This is a genomic window from Xanthomonas sp. 1678 (genome assembly GCF_031455575.1).
In the GTDB taxonomy this organism is placed as follows: domain Bacteria; phylum Pseudomonadota; class Gammaproteobacteria; order Xanthomonadales; family Xanthomonadaceae; genus Xanthomonas_A.
This window is the reverse complement of the sequence record NZ_JAVDSZ010000017.1, coordinates 1-20245: the sequence shown is the minus strand read 5'-3', so window position 1 is coordinate 20245 and position 20245 is coordinate 1. Positions and strand designations below refer to the sequence as shown.

The window sequence follows — 20245 nt, the reverse complement described above, 5'->3', positions numbered from 1 at the left end:
CCACACAGAACTCGGCACACGCGGTGGCGGATCCACGTCCGCCGCCGCGCACTCGCGCGCCTCAGCCATGCCAATGCATCGGCCCCTGGCACAGGCACTGGCCGTCGTCGCTGAGGTGCCCGAACAGGCTCTCCAGCAGATCGTGCGACGGCGTCCATTCGCCGATCGCCGGATGGATCAGCATCGCCTTGCGCGCGGTCAGGCGGCTGCCCGACAGCACCGCCTCGATCGCCGCGCGCTCGTAGGCCTTCACCGCGCGGATCAGGCCATGCACCGCGTCCGGTAGCGGCGCGGTCGGGCACGGCACGATGCGGTCGCGGTCGATCTGCGAGGTGATCTCCACGATGTCGTCGTCGGGCAGATCGGCGATCGCGCCCTGGTTGCGCGCGTTGACCACGATCTTCGCCGGCACCGCGCCGGTCAGCGCGCTCATCACGTCGATGGCGATGCGGTGGTAGCCGGTGCTGACCCGGAACGGATCGGACTGCAGGCTGGTCCCGGGATCGAACGCCGAACCGCCTTCGGCCTCGAGCTTCATGTACGAACCCGAGCGCTGGTTCAGATACGCCGCATAGGCCTGTACCGCGCCGTGGCCGTCGCCGGCCTGCAGGCGGCTGCCGAGCGTGGCGATCAGCGCGTGGTTCAAGGTCTCGATCTCGGCGCCGCGGCTGCCGCCCTGGGTGCGCTGGTTGGCCAGCGCGCGGCGCCGTTCGTAGTAGAAGAACAGGTATTCGGTGGGAATCAGCCGCAGCGCGCGGATCATGTCGAAGTCGAACAGCGGCGCCAGGTACAGCTGGCGCAGCAGCGCGTCGTCCTGCAACAGCCGGTCGATGACCTCCTCGCCGTGCAGGCGCACGCCGCGCACCCAGCCCAAGTGGTTGAGGCCGACGTAGTCGCATTCCACCGCCGCGTGGTGCGCGCCCAGCGCGTGCGCGATGTTGTGGAACAGTTCGGTCGGGGTATCGCAGATGCCGACGATCTTGGCGCGGGTATGCGTGGTCACCGCCTGGGTGATCAACCCGGCCGGGTTGGTGAAATTGACCAGCCACGCATCCGGGCTCAAGCGCTCCACCAGCCGCGCCTGCGCGATCGACACCGGCACGGTGCGCAAGGCCATGGCCACACCCGCCGGGCCGGTGGTCTCCTGGCCCGGATAGCCCTGGTCGATGCTCACCCGCTCGTCGGCGGCGCGCTGCGCGATGCCGCCGATGCGGATGCTGTTGAGTACGAAGTCCGCGCCTTCGATCGCGTCCTCCAGCGAATCGGCGGCGCGCAGGCGCAAGTCGCCGCCGAACTCGGTCACCACCGCACGGCCCATCGCCACCATCAGCCGTACGCGCTCCGGATCCGGGTCGTACAGCACCATCTCTTCCACGCCCAGTGCCGCGGCCGCCTCGTTGACCCCGTACACGACCAGCGGCGAGCGTACCCCGCCGCCGCCGATCAAGGCGATCTTACGATTCGTTGCTGTCATTGCTGTCCCTCAGTTGGTCGGAATCGGGGAGGCCGTCCAGCGCGCCGAGCGCGGCGCAGCAGGACGCGCCGCAGAAGCAGGCGCGGCGCAGGCAGTCGTCGAGTCCTGCGCCATCCAGCAGCGCATCGATGAAGCCCGCGTCGAAGGCGTCGCCGGCGCCGGTGGTGTCGCGCACCTGCACCGCGGGCGCGGCCACGCGGCGCGCGCCGGCCGCATCGACCGCCATCGCGCCGGCGCCGCCGAGCTTGATCGCCGCATGCCGCAGCCCCAGCGAGGCGGCCCACTGGCGGCATGCCTCGGCGCCGTCGCCGCAGCCGAGCAGCGCGGCCTCTTTCTGGTTCGGCAGGAAATAGTCGACCTCGCGGCAGGTCGCGAGGTTGTGCGGCGCGGCCAGCCACTCCGGGCTGAAGCCCACGTCCAGCGACGTCGTGCAGCCGGCCGCGGCCAGCGCCGGCAACAGCGTCTGCGCCAGCGCGCGCGACAGCGGCATCGCGAAATGCACATGGCGCGCCGCGCACAGTTCGTCCAGCACCTCGGCGCGCGCGAGCAGCGCATCGAGCTGGGCATTGGCGCCCAGGTAGGTGAAGAACGCACGGTCGTCGGGCATCGACACGCTGACCGTGATTCCGGTTCCCGCCGGGTCGCTGCGCAGCCCATCGCTGCGCACCTGGAACTGGCCCAGGCGCTGCGCGAACCAGGGCCGGTCGCTTTCGCCGATCAGGCCGATCAGCCGCGTCGTGCGTCCCAGCCGCGCCAACCCGCAGGCGGTGTTGACGCTGCCGCCGCCGAGTTCGCGCAGATAGGCGCTGGCCAGTGCTTCTTCGCCCGGCTGCGGCCAGCGCTGGAAGCCGCTGAGGATGTGATCGGCATAGATCTCGCCGACCACGGCAACGTCGCACGCGCTCATCGTGCTGCCCAAGGCCATGTGCCCTGTCTCCTGGCTTGAATGAAGAACAGCGCCGTGCCCAGACACAGCGCCACGACCGCGGCGAGCAGGTGGCGGCCTTGGCTGGTCGCCAGGATGTACAGCCAGCCGGCCACGCTCACCCACAGCGGCCACGGATACAACGGCATCGAGAACGCATCGCGCGGACGCTGCGGCTGGCGCCGCAACAGCACCACCGCCAGGCACTGCGCCATGAACTGGAACATGATCTGGATGACCATCAGCGTGGCGATCAGGTCGTCCAGCGACAGCAGGCAGGCCAGCGCCGAGGTCGCGCCGACGAACAGCAGCGACACCGTCGGAAAGCGCCCGCGCGGATGCAGCCGCGCGAACACGCGGAAGAACTGCCCTTCGGCGGCCGCCGCGTACGGCACCCGCGAATAGCCCAGCAGCACCACCAGCGCCGAGCCCCAGCTGGCGAGCATGATCAACGCCACGGCGATGGTGCTGCCGACATGCCCGTAGATCGCCTGCATGAAATCGGCCACCACCGCCTTGGATTGCGCCGCCTGCTGCCACGGCAGCACGCCGAGGATGGCCACGTTCAGGCCCAGGTACAGCGCCGCCACGATCGGGATCGAACACAGCACCGCCAGCGGGATGTTGCGCCGCGGCTGACGGATCTCGCCGCCGAGCATGCACACGTTGTTGTAGCCGCCGTAGTCGTACACCGCGATCAGCGCCACCGCGCCGAAACCGAGCCAGAAGCCGTGCGGCGAGGCCGTGCCGGCCTGCAGGAAACGCCGCGCGATGGCCATGTCGAAATGCAGCGCGCCGCTGGCGACGATCCACACCACCGCCGCCACCACCGCGGCGCTGACCAGCAGCGACAGCAGCTGCACCGAGCGCACCTCGCGGTACAGCAAGGCGGTGTTGAACAGGCACAGCGCCGCGGCGATCGCGGTCAGCTGCCACGGCACCAGGCTCGGCGCCAGGAAGGCCAGGTACTGGGTGAAACCGACCGCCGCCGCGCCGATCGACAACGGCGCGGTCAGCAGCGTCTGCCACAGGTACAGGAAGCCGAACAGGCTGCCCAGACGCTCGCGGCCATAGGCCTCGCGCAGGTAGTGGTACGGCCCGCCGGATTTGGGGATCGCCGATCCCAGTTCGGCCCACACCAGACCGTCGCACAGGCACAGCAATGCGCCAGCCACCCAACCCAGCAGCACCATCGGCCCGGCCAGCGCCGACAGCGCCAACGGAATGGTGATGAACGGGCCGATCCCGATCATGTTCAGCAGGTTCGCGGACAGGCCGCCCCAGAATCCGATCACGCGCGGCGGCGCGTGGTCGGCATCGGGGCGCGCAGTCGTATCGGGCGTGGTCAGCAGCATGCAGACTCCCTCGTCGCCCGCGCGACGCAGTGGATCGGACGGAGACGATCGGTGCGGATGCGGCGCAGGCTCATGCGCGCTCGCCCTGCAACGATTTCGCGCAGCGGATCGTTGCGGCGCGGGTGCGGTGCAGATCGAGCACCAGCACCTCGTTGCGGCCTTGCCGCAGCCATGGTCCCGGGCAGTACAGGCATTGCTGCGGTCCGATGCGCCAGTAGCGGCCGAGCAACTGGCCGTTGACCCATAGATAACCCTTGTCCCACTCGCGCATGTCCAGGTAGACGTCGCCGGGCGACTCGACCACGATCTCCGCACGGAAGAACAGCCCCGGCCGCGACGCCGCCGCGCGCAGCGGCTGCAGCGCCTGGATCCACGCGTCGTCCAGCGCGATCGGATACGCCTGCCAGTCCTGCAGCGGCGCGCCTTGCAACTGCACCTCGCCGAGCAGCCCCTTGGCATCGCCCAGCGCCGGGCCGAAGTTCACATGGCCGAAGCTGTCGACCAGGATTTCCAGCGTACGGTCCGCTTGCTGCGCCCGCGGCAGGGTCAGCTGCGGCGAAGAATGCAATGCACGGTGGCGCACCCGCGACACGTGCCCCACTTCCTCGCCATCCACCTGCACCACGGCGTAGTCGTGCACGCCGTCCATGCGCAGCTGCGCACCGGGACCGATGCGGCGGCGATACAGCACCAGTCCCTGGTCCTGGCCGAACAGCAGCTCGTTGCCGGCCGGCGCCACGGTCGCCACCGGCGCCGCCGGCAGGTTGTCCCACAAGGCCGCATACGGAAACGCCAGCGTCGCGGCGAAGCGCGCGCGTGGCGGCGCCGGCGGCAACGCCGGCAAGCGCTGCGGCAGGGACGCGGCGATCGCTTCGCGCAGCGCGAAATAGGCCGGCGTCGCCGCGCCGCGCTCGTCGATCGGCGCGGCGTAGTCGTAGCTGGTCAACGCCGGCTGGAAGTTGGAGCCGTCGTCGTCGGCATTGGCGCCGGCGCTCAAGCCGAAGTTGCTGCCGCCATGCACCACGTACAGGTTGAACGAATAACCGTGCGCCAGCAGCCGGCGCAGCGTCGGCAGGTAGTCGCGACGCGCGAAATCGGCTTCGCCCCAATGCGTCAGCCAGCCGGGATAGCCCTCGGCCACCCACACCGGCGCCTCGCCGGCGAACGTGCGGCCGTGCTGCAGATCGGCCAGGTCGGCGCCGTCCAGGCCCAGCGCCGCACCCGGCAAGTAGGCCTTGCGCCGGCGCAGATCCTTCATCCCATCGGCGACCGCGAACGGCCCGTCGATGCCGTGTTCCTGCCACAGCGCGCGCAGCGCCTGCAGGTAGCCGACGTCATCGCCGAACATCGAATATTCGTTCTCGATCTGCAGCATCAGCACCGGCCCGCCGGCCGACGCCAGCAGCGGTGCGATCCGCGGCGCCACCGCGGCGATGTAGCGCCGCACCGCCGCCATGTAGCGCGCATCGCCGGCATCGCGCAGGCGCATGTCCGGTTCGCGCAACAGATAGGCGGGCAGGCCGCCGAGCGTCCATTCGGCGCAGACGTAGGGGCCAGGCCGCAGGTACACCCACATGCCTTCCTGCGCGCACAGGCGGATGAAAGCGGCGAAATCGCGGCGCCCGCTGTCCAGGTCGAACACGCCGGGTTCCGTTTCCAATGCATTCCACATCAGGTACAGGGCGATGGTGTTCAAGCCCATCGCCTTGGCCATGCGGATCCGGTGCAGCCACTCCTCGCGCGGGATGCGCAGCGGATGCATCTCGCCGCTGCGGATCTGCCACGGCTGGCCATCCAGCACGAACTGCGCGTGCGCGAAGCCGAAACTGTGCGGGCGTCCATCCGGCACCGGCGCGGCAAGCGTGGCGGCCGCGCCCGTGGGCACCATGGCGGCCATCCCGAGTGGCGCGAGCACACTGAGCAGGCAAAAATTGCGACGTTTCATCGAGGTCTCCGAAGGCGGCGCGCGCAAGGAGGCGGTGCAGGCGCACCGCCCCGATCCTGCGGAGAGCTGGCTAGAACGTGTACTTGGCGGTCAGCAACGTGGTCATGCCGGCATCGACGATGTCCGAGATCGCCAGGTCGCTGCGGCCCACGTGCGCCCAGTAGCTGTACTCCTTGGTCAGGTTGGAGATCGACAGGTCCAGGCTCAGGCCGTTGTCGAAGTGGTAGCCGGCGTGCAGGTCCACGCGCCGGGTCGGGCGCGCCCACAGGTCGTCCCACGGCGCGCCCTGATGCAGATAGTCGTAGCCGAGCAGATACGAACTGCTGAAGTGGTAGCTCAGGTTCACCGAGAAGCGCTCGCGTTCGTAGAACAGCTCGACGTTGGCCATGGCATTGGGCGCCGACTGCATGTGCTCGTTCTCGAAGCCGTCCATGCCCAGGTCGGCGCGCGCATGCTGGCGGGTGGCGTTGAAACTCACGCCAAGGCCGTTCAGCGGTTCAGGCAGGTCCTGGAAGCGCTGGCGCGCGCTGAGCTCGAGGCCATAGACGCGACCGTCGCCGCCGTTGGTCGGCATCGAATAGAACACCGTACCGCTGCCGCTGGTACCCGGATTGGCCTGGCCGGAGCCGGCGTCGTAGATGTAGTTGCGCAGGCGCTTGTAGAAGCCAGCCACCGAGAAGAAGCCGCCGTGCTCGGTCGACCATTCGCCGGACAGGTCCAGGTTGGTGGATTCGATCGGCTTCAGGTCCGGATTGCCCTGGGTGATCGTGGTATTTCCATTGGAGACGCTGATATTGCTGCCACCACCCAACTGCACGAATGCGGGCCGGGTATAGCTGGTCCACAGCGAGGCGCGGTAGGCGGTGCGCGCGTCGGGACGCCAGGTCAGGAACACGCTCGGCAGCGGTTCGTCGTAGGCGGTGTGGTTGCTGTCGAAGTAGCCGACCGTCTGGTTGCCGTCGGCGTCGGACGGCGTCACCCAGAACGTGTTGTGGATGCTGCTGTGCTCGAAGCGCACGCCCGGCACGATTTCCAGATTGCCGAGCGAGAAGGTCGCCATCGCATAGGCCGCGGCGACGGCCTCGGTGCCGCGCATCGTGTTGCAGTTCCAGTTATTGACGTAGTACGCGCTGCCGCAGCTGTCCAGGTCGTCGTCGCGCAGATGGCTGTAGATGACGTTGGCGACCGCGGTCTCGCTGACCCTGGGCGTGACCCAGGAATACTTGCCGGGGAAGATCGCGCTGTAGTTGCCGTTGAAGATGCCCAGGTCGCCCAGCGTGCTGGTGTCGTCCACGCCACCGGTCCACCAGTCGCGGTTGCTGAAATTGCGCGAGCTCTTGCTGTACTTCACCCCGAACTGCAGCGACGCCAGCGCGCCGTCGTCGAAGTCGTAGCGAACATCGAACTTGGCGCCGCCCTTCTTCTGTCCGGAATAGATCTTGGTCAGCTCGCCGTAGCTGCTGGCGTACAGCGACGGGATGGCGTTGACCTGCGCCAGCAGCGCCGGGGTCAGCTGGGGATACGGAAAGGCGCCGCCGCCGTAGCCGACCAGCGAACTGCCGGAGTAGGCGTAGTTGGCCTGCGAGAACTTGTCCTCGCGCCCGTCGATCTCGACGTGGTCGGGCCGGTCGTTGTCGCCGAAGCTGTAGAACAGGTTCGGCATGAAGGTCCAGCCGCCGGAGGTCTTGCGTGCGCCGATCTGGAATGTTGCCAGGTCGGCGATCTCCGGATTGGTCTCGTACCAGAAGCGCGAGGCGATGCGGCCGATGTCGGGCGTGTAGACCCCTGCCGTCGAACTCGGCACGTAGGTGACGTTCTGCGGCAGCAACTGGGTGAAGGTCGTGCCCTGCTCGGTCTGGGCGTAGGCGTAGGTGGCGCGTGCATACAGCGACAGGCTGTCGTCGACCTGCCAGTCGAACGCGGCGTTGCCGCCGTAGCGGCGTTCCCAGCCGGCGACCACGCCGACGTTCATGCCGGTGCTGGTCAGGTTGTGCTGCGGATCGTAGCCGGCGGCGTTGCCGCCGGCGGCATCGGTGTGCAGGAATTCCCAGGAGCCGTCGCCGAGCGCGCTGGTCGCTGCGGCCACTTCGCTGTTGGTCGAGGTGCGGTAGTCGTAATAGGCGCTGGCGTAGAAGCCGAACTGCTGCTCGTCGCCGAACTTGTGCTGGAACTCCCCGGCCAGGCCGCCGCCCAGGCCGTCGCCGCCGTAGTCGCGCGCGCGGCTCTCCAGGCGGCCGCTGCCGGTCACGCTGCCGCTGGTGGTCTGCTTGAAGTCGAACGCGGTGGGCGTGCGGAAATCGATGGTACCGCCGATCGCATCGCCGTCCATGTCGGCGGTGGAGGTCTTGTTGACCACGATGGTCTGCAGCCCCGACGGCGGCAGCAGGCTGAGCTGGACGCTGCGGCTGTAGGGCATCCCCTGCGCGACGGTGACCCCGTCGATCAGGTTGACGTTGTACTCCGACGGCAAGCCGCGCACCGAGGCGAACATGCCTTCGCCGCGCGCCGCGCCGTCCACGCCGCCGAAATAGCCCGAACCGGTGGTGGTGATGTTGATGCCCGAAATCAGGCCCAGCGCCTCGGCGACGTTGTGCACCGCGGTGTGCTGCAAGTCGTTGGCGGAGAGCACGTCCACCGTGTTCGCCGCGTTCATCTTGAGGTTGCTGGCGTCGTAGCGATTGGCGACGACGGTGACGTTCTTCAGCTGCTTGACCTCGTCCAGCGCGATGTTGAGCGCGGTGGTGCCGGTGTCGCTGACGTCGAAGCGGGTCTGCGCCGCGCTGAAACCCGGATAGCTCGACTCCAGCGCGTATTGCCCGGCCGGTACGTCGGCAATCGCGAAGTGCCCATTGGCATCGGTCACCGCCGCATACGCGGTTCCGGCGATGCTGACCCGCGCGTTCGCGGCAGGTTTGCCGCCGTCGTGCACGCTGACCTGGCCGGTCACCGTCCCCGCCGCCGCCGTCAATGCGGCGCTCGCCCCCAGTACCGCCACAATCGCCTCAACCAGAACCTTGCTGTTCGAACGAACACGAATGCCCATGTGCTTCCCCTCGCCAAAAGTGCCAGGCACCGGGGCGCGACGCAGGTCGGCACCCGGATGTCATCGGTAGTGACCGGACGCGGGACGGATGCATGGCGCGCACGCTGCGACGCTGCGCGCAGGACATGCGCGCACGGGCAACGGAACACGGGAAACAAACGCGACGCGTCGGTCAGATCAGACCGCGATGCACGATTAGCGTCGAGGCGGCGAGTAGCCGGCGACGCACTTGTCGCGTGAGCGCAGGGCGCTCAGTTTGTGGCGAACGGTCACGCCGGCAGGCCTTGGCAAACGCGCACGGCAACCGAGGCCGACGCTACGGCGGAGGACCGCAGCGGCGCTGCAGCACAGGACGAAGGGTTCGATGCGCGGTGGTGCATTACCAACCTCTCCCATTCGACGGCCGCAGGACGATGGCGACGGCATGATTGCCGTGGCCGCATGCCGATGTCATCTCCCCATCGGCTTCACAAGCCTTCTACGCCCGGGTGCGACACCTGTCAAGCATGCGCCGGGATATGCGCAGAGCCGCACCAACGACAGGGAAACGCGCATAAAAAAGCCCCGCCGAAGCGGGGCCTTGGTGGCGCGCGGCCTGCGCCGCGCACTGTCGCGCAAGCGATCGATCAGAACTTGTAGTTGACCGACGCCGCCAGCACGTTGCCGCTCACGTCGTAGCTACCGACCAGCGAGTTGCCGGTGGCGCTGGTGGTGGCGATGTGCGGATCGCTGGTGAACAGGTGGGTATAACCGAAGTTGTACTCGGCCTGCTCGGACGGACGCCAGCTCAGACCCATCGAGACCCACTTGCGGCTCGCGTCGGGCACGCGCACGTCGCGGTGATCGTCGGTGGTCGGGGTCTGGTCGTAGGCCAGGCCGCCACGCAGCGTCAGCGTGTCGCTCATGCGGTAATCGGCACCGATCGAGACGAAAGTGGTGTCGCGGTAGGAGAAGTCCAGCACGCTGTCGGGCTGGTTGGAGGCGAAGTCCACCGTGACCCGGTCGAACTTGCTCCAGGCGGTACGGGTGACGTCGGCCATCACCGACCACTGCTCGTTGATGTTGTGGGTGAAGCTGGCGGTCGCGCTGGCCGGCAGCTTGACCGTGGCGCGGCCCTTGGTGTCGATGAAGGTACCCGGCGCGGCGACGCCCAGCACCGTCGCGGCATTGGCCGGGGTGGTGAAGTTGGCGTCGCCGTCGGTGATCTTGTGCTCGACCTGCGAACGGTAGCTCAGGCCGATGTGGGTGTTCTCATCGATGCTGAACAGGCCGCCCAGGGTGAAGCCGACCTCGGTGCTGTCGCCCTTGATGTTGGAGTAGCCGTCGGCGCTGCCCGGCGCGAAGCCCGGCACGCGGCGCGCAGCCAGGATGCTGCCGAAATCGACCGCGTTGGTCAGTTCGATGTCCAGGCGCTCGGCGAACACCGACGCGCCGAACGACACGTACGGGTTCACGTCGTACGAGAACGCCACGTTGAAGTCGATCGCCTGCAGCTCGGTCTTGACGCCGTTGTAGCGGCCGACCCAGTCGCGGTCGTATTCGGTCTTGAAGCCGAACGGCACCGTCACCGAGGTGCCGAGGTGCATGTTGTTGTTCTCGCCGAACGGCACGTGGAAGTACATCGCCGGGACCGGGGCGATCATGCCGGCGTCGCCGCCGTCGCCGCCGGAGATCGGCGCGCCGGTGGCGTAGGTGCCGCTCTCGCCCTTGTACTTGGCCGAGAAGTGGATCGCGCTGACGTCGGCCTGGAACAGGCGGCCGTCGAGCTGGCGCATGCCGGCGGGGTTGTTGGCGATGATCGAGGCATCGTCCGGGGCGCTGCCGGAGCCAGCGAAGGCGCGGCCCAGGCCCTTGGCGCTGTTTTCCTTGAGCTGGAACGCGGCGCCGTGCGCCTGACCGATGGTCAGGGCGCCGACGATGCCGACGGCCAGGGCGGTGAAACGGACGAACTGGGTTGCGTTTTGCATGGCTTGTCACTCTCCGGAAGACGAAAATGTCTGTGTTCGCGCCTGCGCACCCCCAGCTGTGCAAGCCAGGAGCGCGCGCCGGATTCCCCTCCCGACATACGACGCCGTATGCAGTATACCCCGCCGCGTTAACCGAACAATAACAATAGCCCCCGTTCAGCTTCGCGCGGAGTAGGCGTGCGTTCAGCCGAATGGAGCCGGTATCGTTACGGGCCGCCTTCCCCGGTACAGGCATGTTCGTCTCCATCCCTTCCCGCGACCGGACCACGCTGCGCTGGGCCACGCCGTTGCTGTTCGCGGCGATGTGGCTGGCGTTCCTGTGGTCGATCAGCCGCCCCAACCAGGCGCGCGCGACCCTGTGGCTGGACTGGGGCGCGCTGTCGGCCGGCGTCGCCAGCCCGCGCGACTGGCTGGCGACGGTGCAGGACGGCAGCGTGCTGCGCCTGTTCACCGCCCTGTTCCTGCATGCGGACTGGTCGCACCTGCTCGGCAACCTGGTGTTCCTGCTGATCTTCGGCCTGCCGGCCGAACGCGTGCTCGGGCCGTGGCGCTTCCTGCTGCTGTTCCTGGGCGGCGGCGCCATCTCCAACCTGGCCGCGGTGTTCGCGATCGGCACCCCGGACCGGGTCATCATCGGCGCCAGCGGCGCGGTCTCGGCGCTGATCGGCACCTACCTGGCGCTGTTTCCCCGCGCCAAGCTCGGGGTGGTGCTGCCGCTGGGGCTGTTCCTGGAATTCGTGCGCGCGCCGGCGTCGCTGCTGATCGGCACCTGGGCGGCGCTGCAGGTGGTGTTCGCCTACATCGGCCCGGCGTTCGGCATGGTCGCCTGGTCGGCGCACCTGACCGGCTTCGCCTTCGGCATGGCGTACGGGCTGTACGTGCGCGCGGCGATCGCGCGGCGCCTGCGCAAGCGCAAGGGCTTCTGAGCCGCCGCGCCGCCGCGCTACCGCGCTCTATACTTCGCGCATGGCCAAGCCCCTGTACAAAGTGACGTTCCTCAACCACGGCAAGGTGTACGAGCTGTACGCGCAGCACGTGGGCAGCAGCCACCTGTGGGGCTTCAGCGAGATCGGCGCGCTGGTGTTCGACCTGCACGACGGCCTGGTCGTCGATCCCACCGAGGAACGCCTGCGCGAGGAGTTCGGCGACACCAAGATGCTGCACCTGCCGATGCAGAGCATCGTGCGCATCGAGGAAGTGGAGAAGAAAGGCCAGTCCGCGATCCGCGACGCGACCACCGGCGAAAAGGTGATCACCCCGTTCCCGATGCCCGGCAAGCCGCGCTGAGCCGAGGCGGCGCTGATCGCGAGCGAGCAGCGCATCTCTCTGTCCGCGCTTTGCTTCCTGTAGGAGCGGCTTCAGCCGCGACCGGGCGCTACCGGTAGCGCCCGGTCGCGGCTGAAGCCGCTCCTACAAGGGCGTTGCCGGATTGATGGACTGCGTCGCGTAGGCGCAGCCGCGCCGTGACCGGCGCGGCACACTGCGACCGCAGCGTCAGCTGCCCGAAGGCGGCGCCGGCGTGTCGGTCTTGGGTGCGTCGGTCTTGGGCGGATCGACCTTCGGTGTCTCGGCTTGCGGCGTATCGGCCTTCGGCGCGTCGCTCTTCGGCGCCACCGTCTTGGGCGCGAGCGTCGCCGGCTTCGCTGCCGTCGGCGCGGCCGCCTTCGGCTTGGCCTTGGCCGGCTTGGCCGCCGCGGCCCTGGCCACCGCGCCCGGCTGCTTCAACTCGGCCAGCGCCTGCGCGATCGGCGCATCGCCGGGCAGCACGTCGCCGGCGCTGTAGCCTTCGGCGCCTTCGTCGTCGCCGTGCAGGTGGCCGGGCAGCGTCGCTTCGCTGTAGTCGGCCAGCACCGCCGGCGTGTCCGCGTCGTCCTTGCCCTCTTCCGGGCGCAGCACCACGTCCGGCACGATGCCGCTGGCCTGGATCGACTTGCCGCTGGGCGTGTAGTAGCGCGCCGTGGTCAGCTTGACCGAGTCGCCGTTGTCCAGCGGCAGCACGGTCTGCACCGAGCCCTTGCCGAAGGTGCGGCTGCCGACGATGCGCGCGCGCTTGTTGTCGCGCAGCGCTCCGGCCAGCACCTCCGAGGCGCTGGCCGACCCGGCATCGACCAGCGCCACCATCGGCGCGCCGTTGAGAACGTCGCCGGGCGTGGCGTCGAACTTGGAATCGCTGACCGAGATGCGTCCGCGCGTGGTCACGATGGTGCCCTTGTCGAGCACGTCATCGGCGACCTGCACCGCCGCGGTCAGCAGACCGCCGGGGTTGCTGCGCAGGTCCAGCACCAGGCCGCGCAGCTTGCCGCCGGCCTGCGTCTGCAGCTGCTGCAGCTGCTTGTGGAAGTCCGCGCCGGTATCGGCCTGGAAGGTGCTGATGCGGATGTAGCCGTAGCCCGGCTCGAGCATGCGGCTGCGCACGCTGGCCACGCGGATGGTCTGCCGGGTCAGGGTCACGTCGAACGGCTTGTCCAGCTTCTCGCGGACGATGGTCAGCACCACCTTGCTGCCGGATTCGCCGCGCAACGGCTCCATCGCCTTGACCGCGCTGATCGGCTTGCCGTCGATGGCGACGATGATGTCGCCCGAACGCACGCCGGCGCGCGCGGCCGGGGTGTCGTCGATCGGCGAGACCACCTTGAGCGTGTTGTCCGGCAGCTGCAGCAATTCCACGCCGATGCCGTCGTAGGCGCCAGTGGCCTGTTCGTCGAAGGCCTCGGCGTCTTCCTTGCTGAAATAGGTGCTGTGCGGATCCAGGTCCAGCAGCAGGCCGCGGATCGCCGACTGCATCAATTTTTTGTCATCGACCGGATCGACGTAGGCTTCCTTCACCGCGTTGTACACCGCCACGTAGCGGCGGATCTCGTCCAGCGGCACACGCGAGGTGGCCGACTCGGTGGCATCGGGATCGTCGGCGCTGGCCGTGGGGACCGTGGGCGTCTGCTCGCCGGCGCTCTGCGCCATCGACGGCAGCGGCGCCAGGGCAAGCAACAAGGCAGCGGACAGGACTACGCGCATGAAGCACTCCGATTGGGGGATGGCCTGCGCGCGCACGGCGCAGCTGTCCGGATTATGCGCGAAGCCAGGCTAAATTCGCGTTGAACGGATCGTCGCGGCGGCGCTCAGCGGCGCTGCAGCCACGACGACGGATCCACCGGCTGGCCGTTGCGGCGCAATTCGAAATACAGCGCCGGACGCCCCTGGCCGCCGGAATTGCCGACCTTGGCCACCGCGTCGCCGCGCTTGACCCGCTCGCCGGGATCGCGCAGCAGCGCGTCGTTGTGGGCGTACAGGCTCATGTAGCCGTTGCCGTGGTCCACGATCAGGATCATGCCGTAACCGGTCATCCAGTCGGAGAACACCACCGTGCCGTCGGCCACCGCGGTGATCGTGCTGCCGGCCGGCGCCGCGATCAGCACGCCGTTGCTGGTGCGCCCGTCGGGCAGCTTGCCGCCATAGCGCGCGATCAGATCGCCGGACAGCGGCCAGCCCAGACCGCCGACCTTCAGCGCCGGCGCCGACGCCACCACCTTGGGCGGCACCTTGCTGCCGCCGCGCGAGGGATTCTTCGCTGCGGCCTTGGCCTGCGCGGCCTGCTCGGCCGCGGCGCGCTTGGCCGCCGCGCGGCGCTCGGCCTCGGCCCGCGCGGCCGCCGCGCGCAGGTTGGCCAGCAGCGTTTCCAGCGCCTTGGCGTCCTGGCCCAGCGCCTTTTCGCGCTCGCTGCGGTCCTGGTAGCGCTGGTCCAGTTCCGAGACCAGGCTGGCGCGCTGCTTGCGGTCGCGCTGCAGCGCCGCCGCCTGTTCCTGCTGCTGGCGCTGCGCGGCGCTGAGCTGTTGCCGCTGCGCCGCCACGTCGCGCTGGACCTGTTCCAGCGCCTGCAGCTCCTGGGTCAGCGTGGCGATGCGCTGCGCGCGCTCGCGCTGCAGATAGCGGTGATAGGCCAGCAGCCGGTTGGCGTCGGCCACCCTGTCCTGCGCCAGCAGCAGCTTCAGCGGCGCATTGCCGCCGATCGCGTAGGCCGCGCGCAGCAACTGCGCCAGTTCGGCACGCTGCCGCACCAGGCCGCTGCGCAGGGTGTCGCGCTTGCGCTCCAGTTCGGCCAGGGTCTGCTGGTGCTGGCGCAGCGCCTGCTGAGTCTGCGCCAGGCTGCGCCCGGTCGTGGCCACCTTTTCGTCGGCCTCGCGCAACTGGCGCGCGGCGTCGCCACGCTTGCCTTCCAGCTCGCGCCGCTCCTCGGCCACGCTCTTCAGTTCGCCGCGCACCTTCTCCAACCGGCGTTCGGCCTCGCGCGGGTTCTGCGCCAGCGCCTGCGCCGCGACCAGCAGCAGCGCGACCGCCGCCAGCCGGCACAGCGCAGCGCGCCAGGGCCCGCGCAGGCGCCGCCCTGCCATGCCGGGCGAGGCGGGGCGCGGAGCGAAGACGGTTGCGGGCAAGGGCTGGTCCAATGACTTCAGGCAGGTGCGGATTGTAGCGAAGCGTGTTGTGATCGCCCCACGATTGATGCCGCGACTGGCCGGCGTTCTGGAGGTGGGTGATGAAGCGTACGCATTTATCGGTCCTGTTGGCGCTGGCCCTGATCGCCGGTCCCGCCGTGGCCGCCGAAGGCATCAGCAAGGTCAACGGCAGCATCACCGCCGAGTCCGGCAAGCAATACGGCGACCTGGAGACGGTGAACGGCGGCATCGAGGTCGAGGCGGGCGCCACCGTCGGCGACGTGGAAACCGTCAATGGCGGCATCAAGATCGCCGACAACGCGCAGACCAAGGGCCTGTCCACGGTCAACGGCGGCATCCGCGTCGGCCAGCAGGTGCAGATCTCCGGTTCCATCGAGACGGTCAACGGCGGCATCTTTGTCGACCGCGGCGGCCGTATCGACAGCGGCGTGGAGAGCGTCAACGGCAGCATCGGCCTGGTCGCCACGCAGCTGCAAGGCGGCATCGAGACGGTCAACGGCGACATCACCGTGGGCCACGACTCGCACATCAGCGGCGGGATCGAGATCACCAAGCCGAGCTTCAGCATGTCGTTCAAGCCGGCGCGCAAGCCGCGCGTCATCATCGGCCCGCGCGCGGTGATCGATGGCCCGCTGCGTTTCGAACGCGAGGTGACGCTGTACGTGCACCGCAGCGCCAAGACCGGGCCGATCACCGGCGCCACCGCCCAGGCGTTCGACGGCGAGACCGCACCGGACAACTGATCCGCCGCGCCGGCCTCCGCTGCCGGCGGCGCGCGCGCGGGACTTGCCTATAGAATCGGGATTCCTCAGACCCCAGGAGCCCCCATGTCCCGCAAGCTTGTGCTGTGCCTGGCCGCGGCCGCTGCGCTGACCGCCTGCAAACGCGAAACGCCGGCCCCGGCCGCCGATGCCGCACCGCCGCCGTCCGCTCCTGTGGCCGCGGCGGCCCACGCCTTCACTCCCGAGATCACCCCGGCCGACTTCGGCGAAGTGGTCAAGACCCTGTCCTCGGACGCGTTCGAAGGCCGCGGTCCGGGCACCGCCGGCGAGGACAAGACCGTCGCCTACATCCGCGACCAGATGCAGCGCATCGGCCTGCAGCCGGGCAACGGCGACAGCTGGTTCCAGGACGTGGCGATGACCGAGACCACGGCCGACCCTCGCACCACGCTGAAGCTGGAGCAGAACGGCAAGCCGCGCGAGCTGGCATTCGGCACCGACATGGTGATCGGCACCCGCACCGGCCAGACCGAGGTCAAGATCGACGCCAGCGACATGGTGTTCGTCGGCTACGGCGTGGACGCGCCGGAGCAGAAGTGGAACGACTACGCCGACCAGGACTGGAAGGGCAAGACGGTGGTGATGTTCGTCAACGACCCGGGCTTCCACACCGAGGACGGCTCGTTGTTCGAAGGCAAGCGCATGACCTATTACGGGCGCTGGACCTACAAGTTCGAGGAAGCCGCGCGCAAGGGCGCGGCTGCCGCGCTGATCGTGCACGACACCCCCGGCGCCAGTTACGGCTGGGACGTGGTGAAGAACTCCTGGTCCGGCGCCCAGTACGACCTGCCGGCCAAGGACGATCCGGAACCGCGCATTCCGGCGCAGGGCTGGATCACCACCGAGACCGCCAAGCAGCTGTTCGCCGATGCCGGGCTGGATCTGGCGCAGGCGTACAAGGACGCGAGCAAGCGCGGCTTCAAGCCGGTGCCGCTGAAGGCCAAGCTGTCGGTGGACCTGAAGAGCACGATCTCCGAAAAGAAGTCGCGCAACGTGGTCGGCGTGCTGCCCGGCGGCAGCCGTGCCGACGAGGCGGTGCTGTACATGGCGCACTGGGATCACCTCGGCAAGCACGAGGGCGAGCCCGGCGACAACATCTACAACGGTGCGGTCGACAACGCGACCGGCGTCGCCGGCATCCTCGAGGTCGCCGACGCGTTCGCGCATCAGCAGCCCAAGCCGGAGCGCTCGGTGGTGTTCCTGGCGGTGACGCTGGAAGAGTCGGGCCTGCTCGGTTCCAAGTATTACGTCGCCCATCCGACCTTCCCGCTGAACAAGATCGCCGGCGTCATCAACCTCGACGCCATGCCGGTCGCCGGTCGCGCCAAGGACCTGGTGGTCAACGGTTTCGGCAGTTCCGAACTGGAGGACCTGCTCAAGCCGATCGCCGCTGCGCAAGGCCGCGTGCTGCATGCCGAATCCTCGCCGCAGGGCGGCTTCTACTTCCGCTCCGATCACTTCAACTTCGCCAAGGCCGGCGTGCCGGCGCTGTACATCGACGGCGGCGAAGACCTGATCGACGGCGGCATCGATGCCGGCAAGCGCGCCGCCGAGGACTACGGCAAGCACCGTTACCACACGGCAGCCGACCAGTACGATCCGGCCACCTGGAAGCTCGACGGGGTGATGGACGACCTGCAGGCGGTCTACGGCGTCGGCAAGGAACTCGCCGCAGGCGACGCTTGGCCGAACTGGTATTCGGACAACCCGTTCAAGGCGGCCCGCGACAGCATGATGGGCGGCGCCAAGCCGGCGCCGGCCGCACCGGGCAAATGATCGGCTGACGCCTCTCGGCAAGGGTCACGACAACGGCGCTGCGGCGCCGTTGTTGTTTCAACCCGCCCTGCACGGTTCCCGCGTGGTGCTGCCAGCTACTGGTGTCGCCGACGTGTGGCGAGCTACTTCTGTCGCGACCGGCGGTACCGACAAGCCTGTCGCGGCTGCGCCTCCATGCAGGTGCAAATGCGCCGCGGCAACGTGCGCTTCCTGCACGCCAATCCCGGCGCCTCGCTGGCCAACCTCGCCAGTCCGACACGATCTGCGTGCGCAACGTGACGATCCACTTCGAGTGTCAGAGCAAATCGCTAGCGCGGTGTCGTACGCACCGCGCGCATAAAGTAAAAAAGCGCCCGGGCATTTGTATGCCCGGGCGCTTCGTCGAAGCTCTTTATCGTCGTCGCAGCAGGTCGCATGTTCGGCGGCCTGCCATACGATGGGTCAGGCCGCCTGCTTGGCTTTCTCCAGGCTGGCCATGTCGATGACGAAGCGGTACTTCACGTCGCCCTTGAGCATGCGCTCGTAGGCCTCGTTGATCTGCGCCATCTCGATCGTCTCGATGTCGGACACGATGCCGTGCTTCGCGCAGAAGTCGAGCATCTCCTGGGTCTCGCGGATGCCGCCGATCAACGAGCCTGCCAGCCGCCGACGCTTCATGATCAGGTTGAACACGGTCGGCGACGGATGCGGCTCGGCCGGTGCGCCGACCAGGGTCATGGTGCCGTCGCGCTTGAGCAGGGTCAGAAACGCATCCAGATCGTGCGAAGCGGCGACGGTATTGAGGATGAAGTCGAAACTGTTGTTGTGCGCCGCCATCTCCTCCGGCAGCTTGGACACCACCACTTCGTCGGCGCCAAGACGCAGCGCGTCTTCCTTCTTGCTCGCCGACGTGGTGAACAGCACCACATGCGCGCCCATCGCGTGCGCGATCTTCACGCCCATATGGCCAAGACCGCCCAGCCCGACGATGCCGACCTTCTTGCCCGGTCCCACCTTCCAGTGGTTCAACGGGGAATAGGTGGTGATGCCGGCGCACAGCAGCGGTGCCACCGCGGCGAGGTCCTTTTCGGCATGGTGGATCTGCAGCACGTACTTCTGGTCGACCACGATATGGTCGGAGTAACCGCCATAGGTGTTCTCGCCACCGAACATCGGACCGTTGTAGGTACCGACGAAGCCGTTCTCGCAATACTGCTCTTCGCCGTCCGCGCAGGACGCACAATGCCGGCAACTATCGACCATGCACCCGACGCCGACCAGGTCGCCGACCTTGAAGGCCTCGACCTGGTCGCCGACGGCAGTCACGCGTCCGACGATTTCATGTCCCGGCACGGACGGGTATTGGGTGTTCTGCCATTCGTTGCGTGCCGTATGCAGGTCGGAATGGCAGACGCCGCAGTAGAGGATCTCGATGCTGACATCCTGCGGCCCAGTCGCACGGCGTTCGAACGCGTAAGGGGTCAACGGCTGATCGGACGCCCGTGCGGCGTATCCATTGGCTTGGCTCATGAGGGTTCTCTCGTAACGGGGGAAAGGAGGGTGCGGCCTGGTAGGCCCAGGTGCGGTCGGAGCGACAACGCACGTCAAAGCTGGATGGCAGGCGGAAAGTCTAAGTCGCCACGCATTAAAAGCGCGCATCGTCAGTGGAACGGAGCGAATCAACCTGGCCGGCGGGCCAACGAACTAAAGGACGCTGGCGCTCGCAGCCGGCAGCGCCTACGCGCAAGCGCCGGCGGCGCAAGGCAGCGCCCCGCTGACGCAGGCGCAGGTCCGCGCGCTGCTGAGCGAGCAGGGTTACACCAAGCTGGACCGGCTCAAGTTCGAAGACGGGCTGTGGAAGACGGAGGCCACGAGCGGTGACGGCAAGCACAGCGACGTGCGGGTGGGCCCGCGCGGTGGGCGGGTGTATGCGGAAGGGGTGCCGTCGAAGCTGAGCGAGGCGGAGGTGCGCGCGGCGCTGACGGCGTCGGGGTACTCGCAGGTACACGACCTGAAGTACGACGACGGGTTGTGGGAAGCGCGGGCGCAGACGTCGACGGGCCAGCGGGTGGAGGTGTACGCGGACCCGACGGACGGCAGCGTGGTGAGCGCGCAGAACGACTGAGGTGTTGTTGCTTTCCTGCAGGCAATAAAAAATCCCCGTCCTTGCGGACGGGGATTTGGGGTAAAGCCCCTGGCGATGACCTACTCTCGCATGGCTTGAGCCACACTACCATCGGCGCAGCTGCGTTTCACTTCCGAGTTCGGGATGGGATCGGGTGGTTCCACAGCGCTAATTTCACCAGGGAGACGGTTGGAGTGTCGCCGGGTTGCTAGCTTCGGACGTGGCACGGATGTGCGGTGTCGAAGACGGCAACTGGCGCCAGCCTCTCATAGGGTGTGACGTAGCGAGCGATTGGATAGCTATCGACGTGTGTCGTGCTAAGGGATGCTTGGAAGCACCTTGAGGTTATATGGTCAAGCCGCACGGATCATTAGTATCAGTTAGCTCAATGCATTGCTGCACTTACACACCTGACCTATCAACCAC

Annotated in this window: 14 protein-coding genes and 2 rRNA genes; 5 read left to right on the top strand and 11 right to left on the bottom strand. The window is 68.1% G+C overall.

Annotation, left to right across the window (positions count from 1 at the left end; translation table 11 throughout):
* Positions 1 to 61: 61 nt before the first annotated feature.
* From J2Y70_RS21045 to J2Y70_RS21020, 6 genes are all read right to left on the bottom strand, one after another.
* Entirely contained in the window at positions 62 to 1474 is a 1413-nt protein-coding gene (locus J2Y70_RS21045) for a 6-phospho-beta-glucosidase (protein WP_309922132.1), read from the bottom strand.
* Positions 1455 to 2381, bottom strand: coding sequence for a sugar kinase (locus J2Y70_RS21040; RefSeq protein ID WP_309922227.1), 927 nt, complete (start codon positions 2379 to 2381; stop codon positions 1455 to 1457). Before J2Y70_RS21040 ends, J2Y70_RS21045 begins: the two co-directional genes overlap by 20 nt.
* On the bottom strand, positions 2378 to 3754 hold the full coding sequence (locus J2Y70_RS21035; RefSeq protein ID WP_309922129.1) for an APC family permease: 1377 nt from the start codon (positions 3752 to 3754) through the stop codon (positions 2378 to 2380). The genes J2Y70_RS21040 and J2Y70_RS21035 overlap by 4 nt, the downstream gene beginning before the upstream one ends.
* A gap of 70 nt (positions 3755 to 3824) precedes the next feature.
* Positions 3825 to 5699 carry a beta-galactosidase gene (locus tag J2Y70_RS21030; protein ID WP_309922126.1) on the bottom strand — a complete coding sequence of 625 codons (1875 nt, stop codon included), beginning with the start codon at positions 5697 to 5699 and terminating at the stop codon, positions 3825 to 3827.
* Positions 5700 to 5769: 70 nt separating this feature from the next.
* A complete protein-coding gene (locus tag J2Y70_RS21025; RefSeq protein ID WP_309922122.1) occupies positions 5770 to 8742 on the bottom strand; it encodes a TonB-dependent receptor in 2973 nt (990 codons plus the stop codon).
* Positions 8743 to 9368: 626 nt separating this feature from the next.
* Positions 9369 to 10709 (bottom strand): outer membrane protein transport protein, encoded by a 1341-nt coding sequence (locus tag J2Y70_RS21020; RefSeq protein WP_309922119.1) that lies wholly within the window; start codon positions 10707 to 10709, stop codon positions 9369 to 9371.
* A gap of 233 nt (positions 10710 to 10942) precedes the next feature.
* Here J2Y70_RS21020 and J2Y70_RS21015 point away from each other — a divergent pair, with 233 nt between their 5' ends.
* Positions 10943 to 11635 (top strand): rhomboid family intramembrane serine protease, encoded by a 693-nt coding sequence (locus J2Y70_RS21015; RefSeq protein WP_145708760.1) that lies wholly within the window; start codon positions 10943 to 10945, stop codon positions 11633 to 11635.
* Positions 11636 to 11675: 40 nt separating this feature from the next.
* Positions 11676 to 11996 (top strand): DUF1820 family protein, encoded by a 321-nt coding sequence (locus tag J2Y70_RS21010; RefSeq protein ID WP_263396039.1) that lies wholly within the window; start codon positions 11676 to 11678, stop codon positions 11994 to 11996.
* 207 nt (positions 11997 to 12203) lie between these two features.
* Here the strand turns inward: J2Y70_RS21010 and J2Y70_RS21005 are convergent, their stop codons facing one another.
* Positions 12204 to 13721 carry a S41 family peptidase gene (locus J2Y70_RS21005; protein ID WP_309922112.1) on the bottom strand — a complete coding sequence of 506 codons (1518 nt, stop codon included), beginning with the start codon at positions 13719 to 13721 and terminating at the stop codon, positions 12204 to 12206.
* A gap of 104 nt (positions 13722 to 13825) precedes the next feature.
* Complete coding sequence (locus tag J2Y70_RS21000; RefSeq protein ID WP_309922223.1) at positions 13826 to 15094, bottom strand: peptidoglycan DD-metalloendopeptidase family protein; 1269 nt, start codon at positions 15092 to 15094, stop codon at positions 13826 to 13828.
* Positions 15095 to 15237: 143 nt separating this feature from the next.
* Between J2Y70_RS21000 and J2Y70_RS20995 the strand changes: the two genes are divergently transcribed.
* Together J2Y70_RS20995 and J2Y70_RS20990 are read left to right on the top strand one after the other, a co-directional pair.
* Entirely contained in the window at positions 15238 to 15900 is a 663-nt protein-coding gene (locus J2Y70_RS20995; protein ID WP_309922109.1) for a hypothetical protein, read from the top strand.
* Positions 15901 to 15984: 84 nt separating this feature from the next.
* Positions 15985 to 17715 carry a M28 family metallopeptidase gene (locus tag J2Y70_RS20990; RefSeq protein WP_309922107.1) on the top strand — a complete coding sequence of 577 codons (1731 nt, stop codon included), beginning with the start codon at positions 15985 to 15987 and terminating at the stop codon, positions 17713 to 17715.
* 441 nt (positions 17716 to 18156) lie between these two features.
* Here J2Y70_RS20990 and J2Y70_RS20985 read toward each other — a convergent pair whose 3' ends face one another.
* The gene (locus J2Y70_RS20985) at positions 18157 to 19224 is read right to left on the bottom strand and encodes an NAD(P)-dependent alcohol dehydrogenase (protein ID WP_309922104.1); all 1068 of its coding nucleotides are present in this window, start codon (positions 19222 to 19224) and stop codon (positions 18157 to 18159) included.
* A 184-nt stretch (positions 19225 to 19408) separates the two neighbouring features.
* Between J2Y70_RS20985 and J2Y70_RS20980 the strand changes: the two genes are divergently transcribed.
* Positions 19409 to 19819, top strand: a complete 411-nt coding sequence (locus tag J2Y70_RS20980) for a PepSY domain-containing protein (protein WP_309922221.1) — start codon at positions 19409 to 19411, stop codon at positions 19817 to 19819.
* 67 nt (positions 19820 to 19886) lie between these two features.
* Here the strand turns inward: J2Y70_RS20980 and rrf are convergent.
* Both rrf and J2Y70_RS20970 read right to left on the bottom strand, forming a co-directional pair.
* A 5S ribosomal RNA gene (gene rrf / locus J2Y70_RS20975) occupies positions 19887 to 20001 on the bottom strand.
* Between the two features lie 167 nt (positions 20002 to 20168).
* Positions 20169 to 20245 (bottom strand): 23S ribosomal RNA (locus J2Y70_RS20970); the annotation flags it as partial.

Bases quoted from the DNA above. Each gene is read 5' to 3' on its own strand.
- J2Y70_RS21000 (WP_309922223.1), bottom strand. From the start codon at position 15,094: ATGGCAGGGCGGCGCCTGCGCGGGCCCTGGCGCGCTGCGCTGTGCCGG.
- J2Y70_RS21040 (WP_309922227.1), bottom strand. From the start codon at position 2,381: ATGAGCGCGTGCGACGTTGCCGTGGTCGGCGAGATCTATGCCGATCAC.
- J2Y70_RS21015 (WP_145708760.1), top strand. From the start codon at position 10,943: ATGTTCGTCTCCATCCCTTCCCGCGACCGGACCACGCTGCGCTGGGCC.
- J2Y70_RS21020 (WP_309922119.1), bottom strand. From the start codon at position 10,709: ATGCAAAACGCAACCCAGTTCGTCCGTTTCACCGCCCTGGCCGTCGGC.
- J2Y70_RS20995 (WP_309922109.1), top strand. From the start codon at position 15,238: ATGAAGCGTACGCATTTATCGGTCCTGTTGGCGCTGGCCCTGATCGCC.
- J2Y70_RS21005 (WP_309922112.1), bottom strand. From the start codon at position 13,721: ATGCGCGTAGTCCTGTCCGCTGCCTTGTTGCTTGCCCTGGCGCCGCTG.
- J2Y70_RS21035 (WP_309922129.1), bottom strand. From the start codon at position 3,754: ATGCTGCTGACCACGCCCGATACGACTGCGCGCCCCGATGCCGACCAC.
- J2Y70_RS20985 (WP_309922104.1), bottom strand. From the start codon at position 19,224: ATGAGCCAAGCCAATGGATACGCCGCACGGGCGTCCGATCAGCCGTTG.
- J2Y70_RS20990 (WP_309922107.1), top strand. From the start codon at position 15,985: ATGTCCCGCAAGCTTGTGCTGTGCCTGGCCGCGGCCGCTGCGCTGACC.
- J2Y70_RS21025 (WP_309922122.1), bottom strand. From the start codon at position 8,742: ATGGGCATTCGTGTTCGTTCGAACAGCAAGGTTCTGGTTGAGGCGATT.
- J2Y70_RS21030 (WP_309922126.1), bottom strand. From the start codon at position 5,699: ATGAAACGTCGCAATTTTTGCCTGCTCAGTGTGCTCGCGCCACTCGGG.
- J2Y70_RS21010 (WP_263396039.1), top strand. From the start codon at position 11,676: ATGGCCAAGCCCCTGTACAAAGTGACGTTCCTCAACCACGGCAAGGTG.
- J2Y70_RS21045 (WP_309922132.1), bottom strand. From the start codon at position 1,474: ATGACAGCAACGAATCGTAAGATCGCCTTGATCGGCGGCGGCGGGGTA.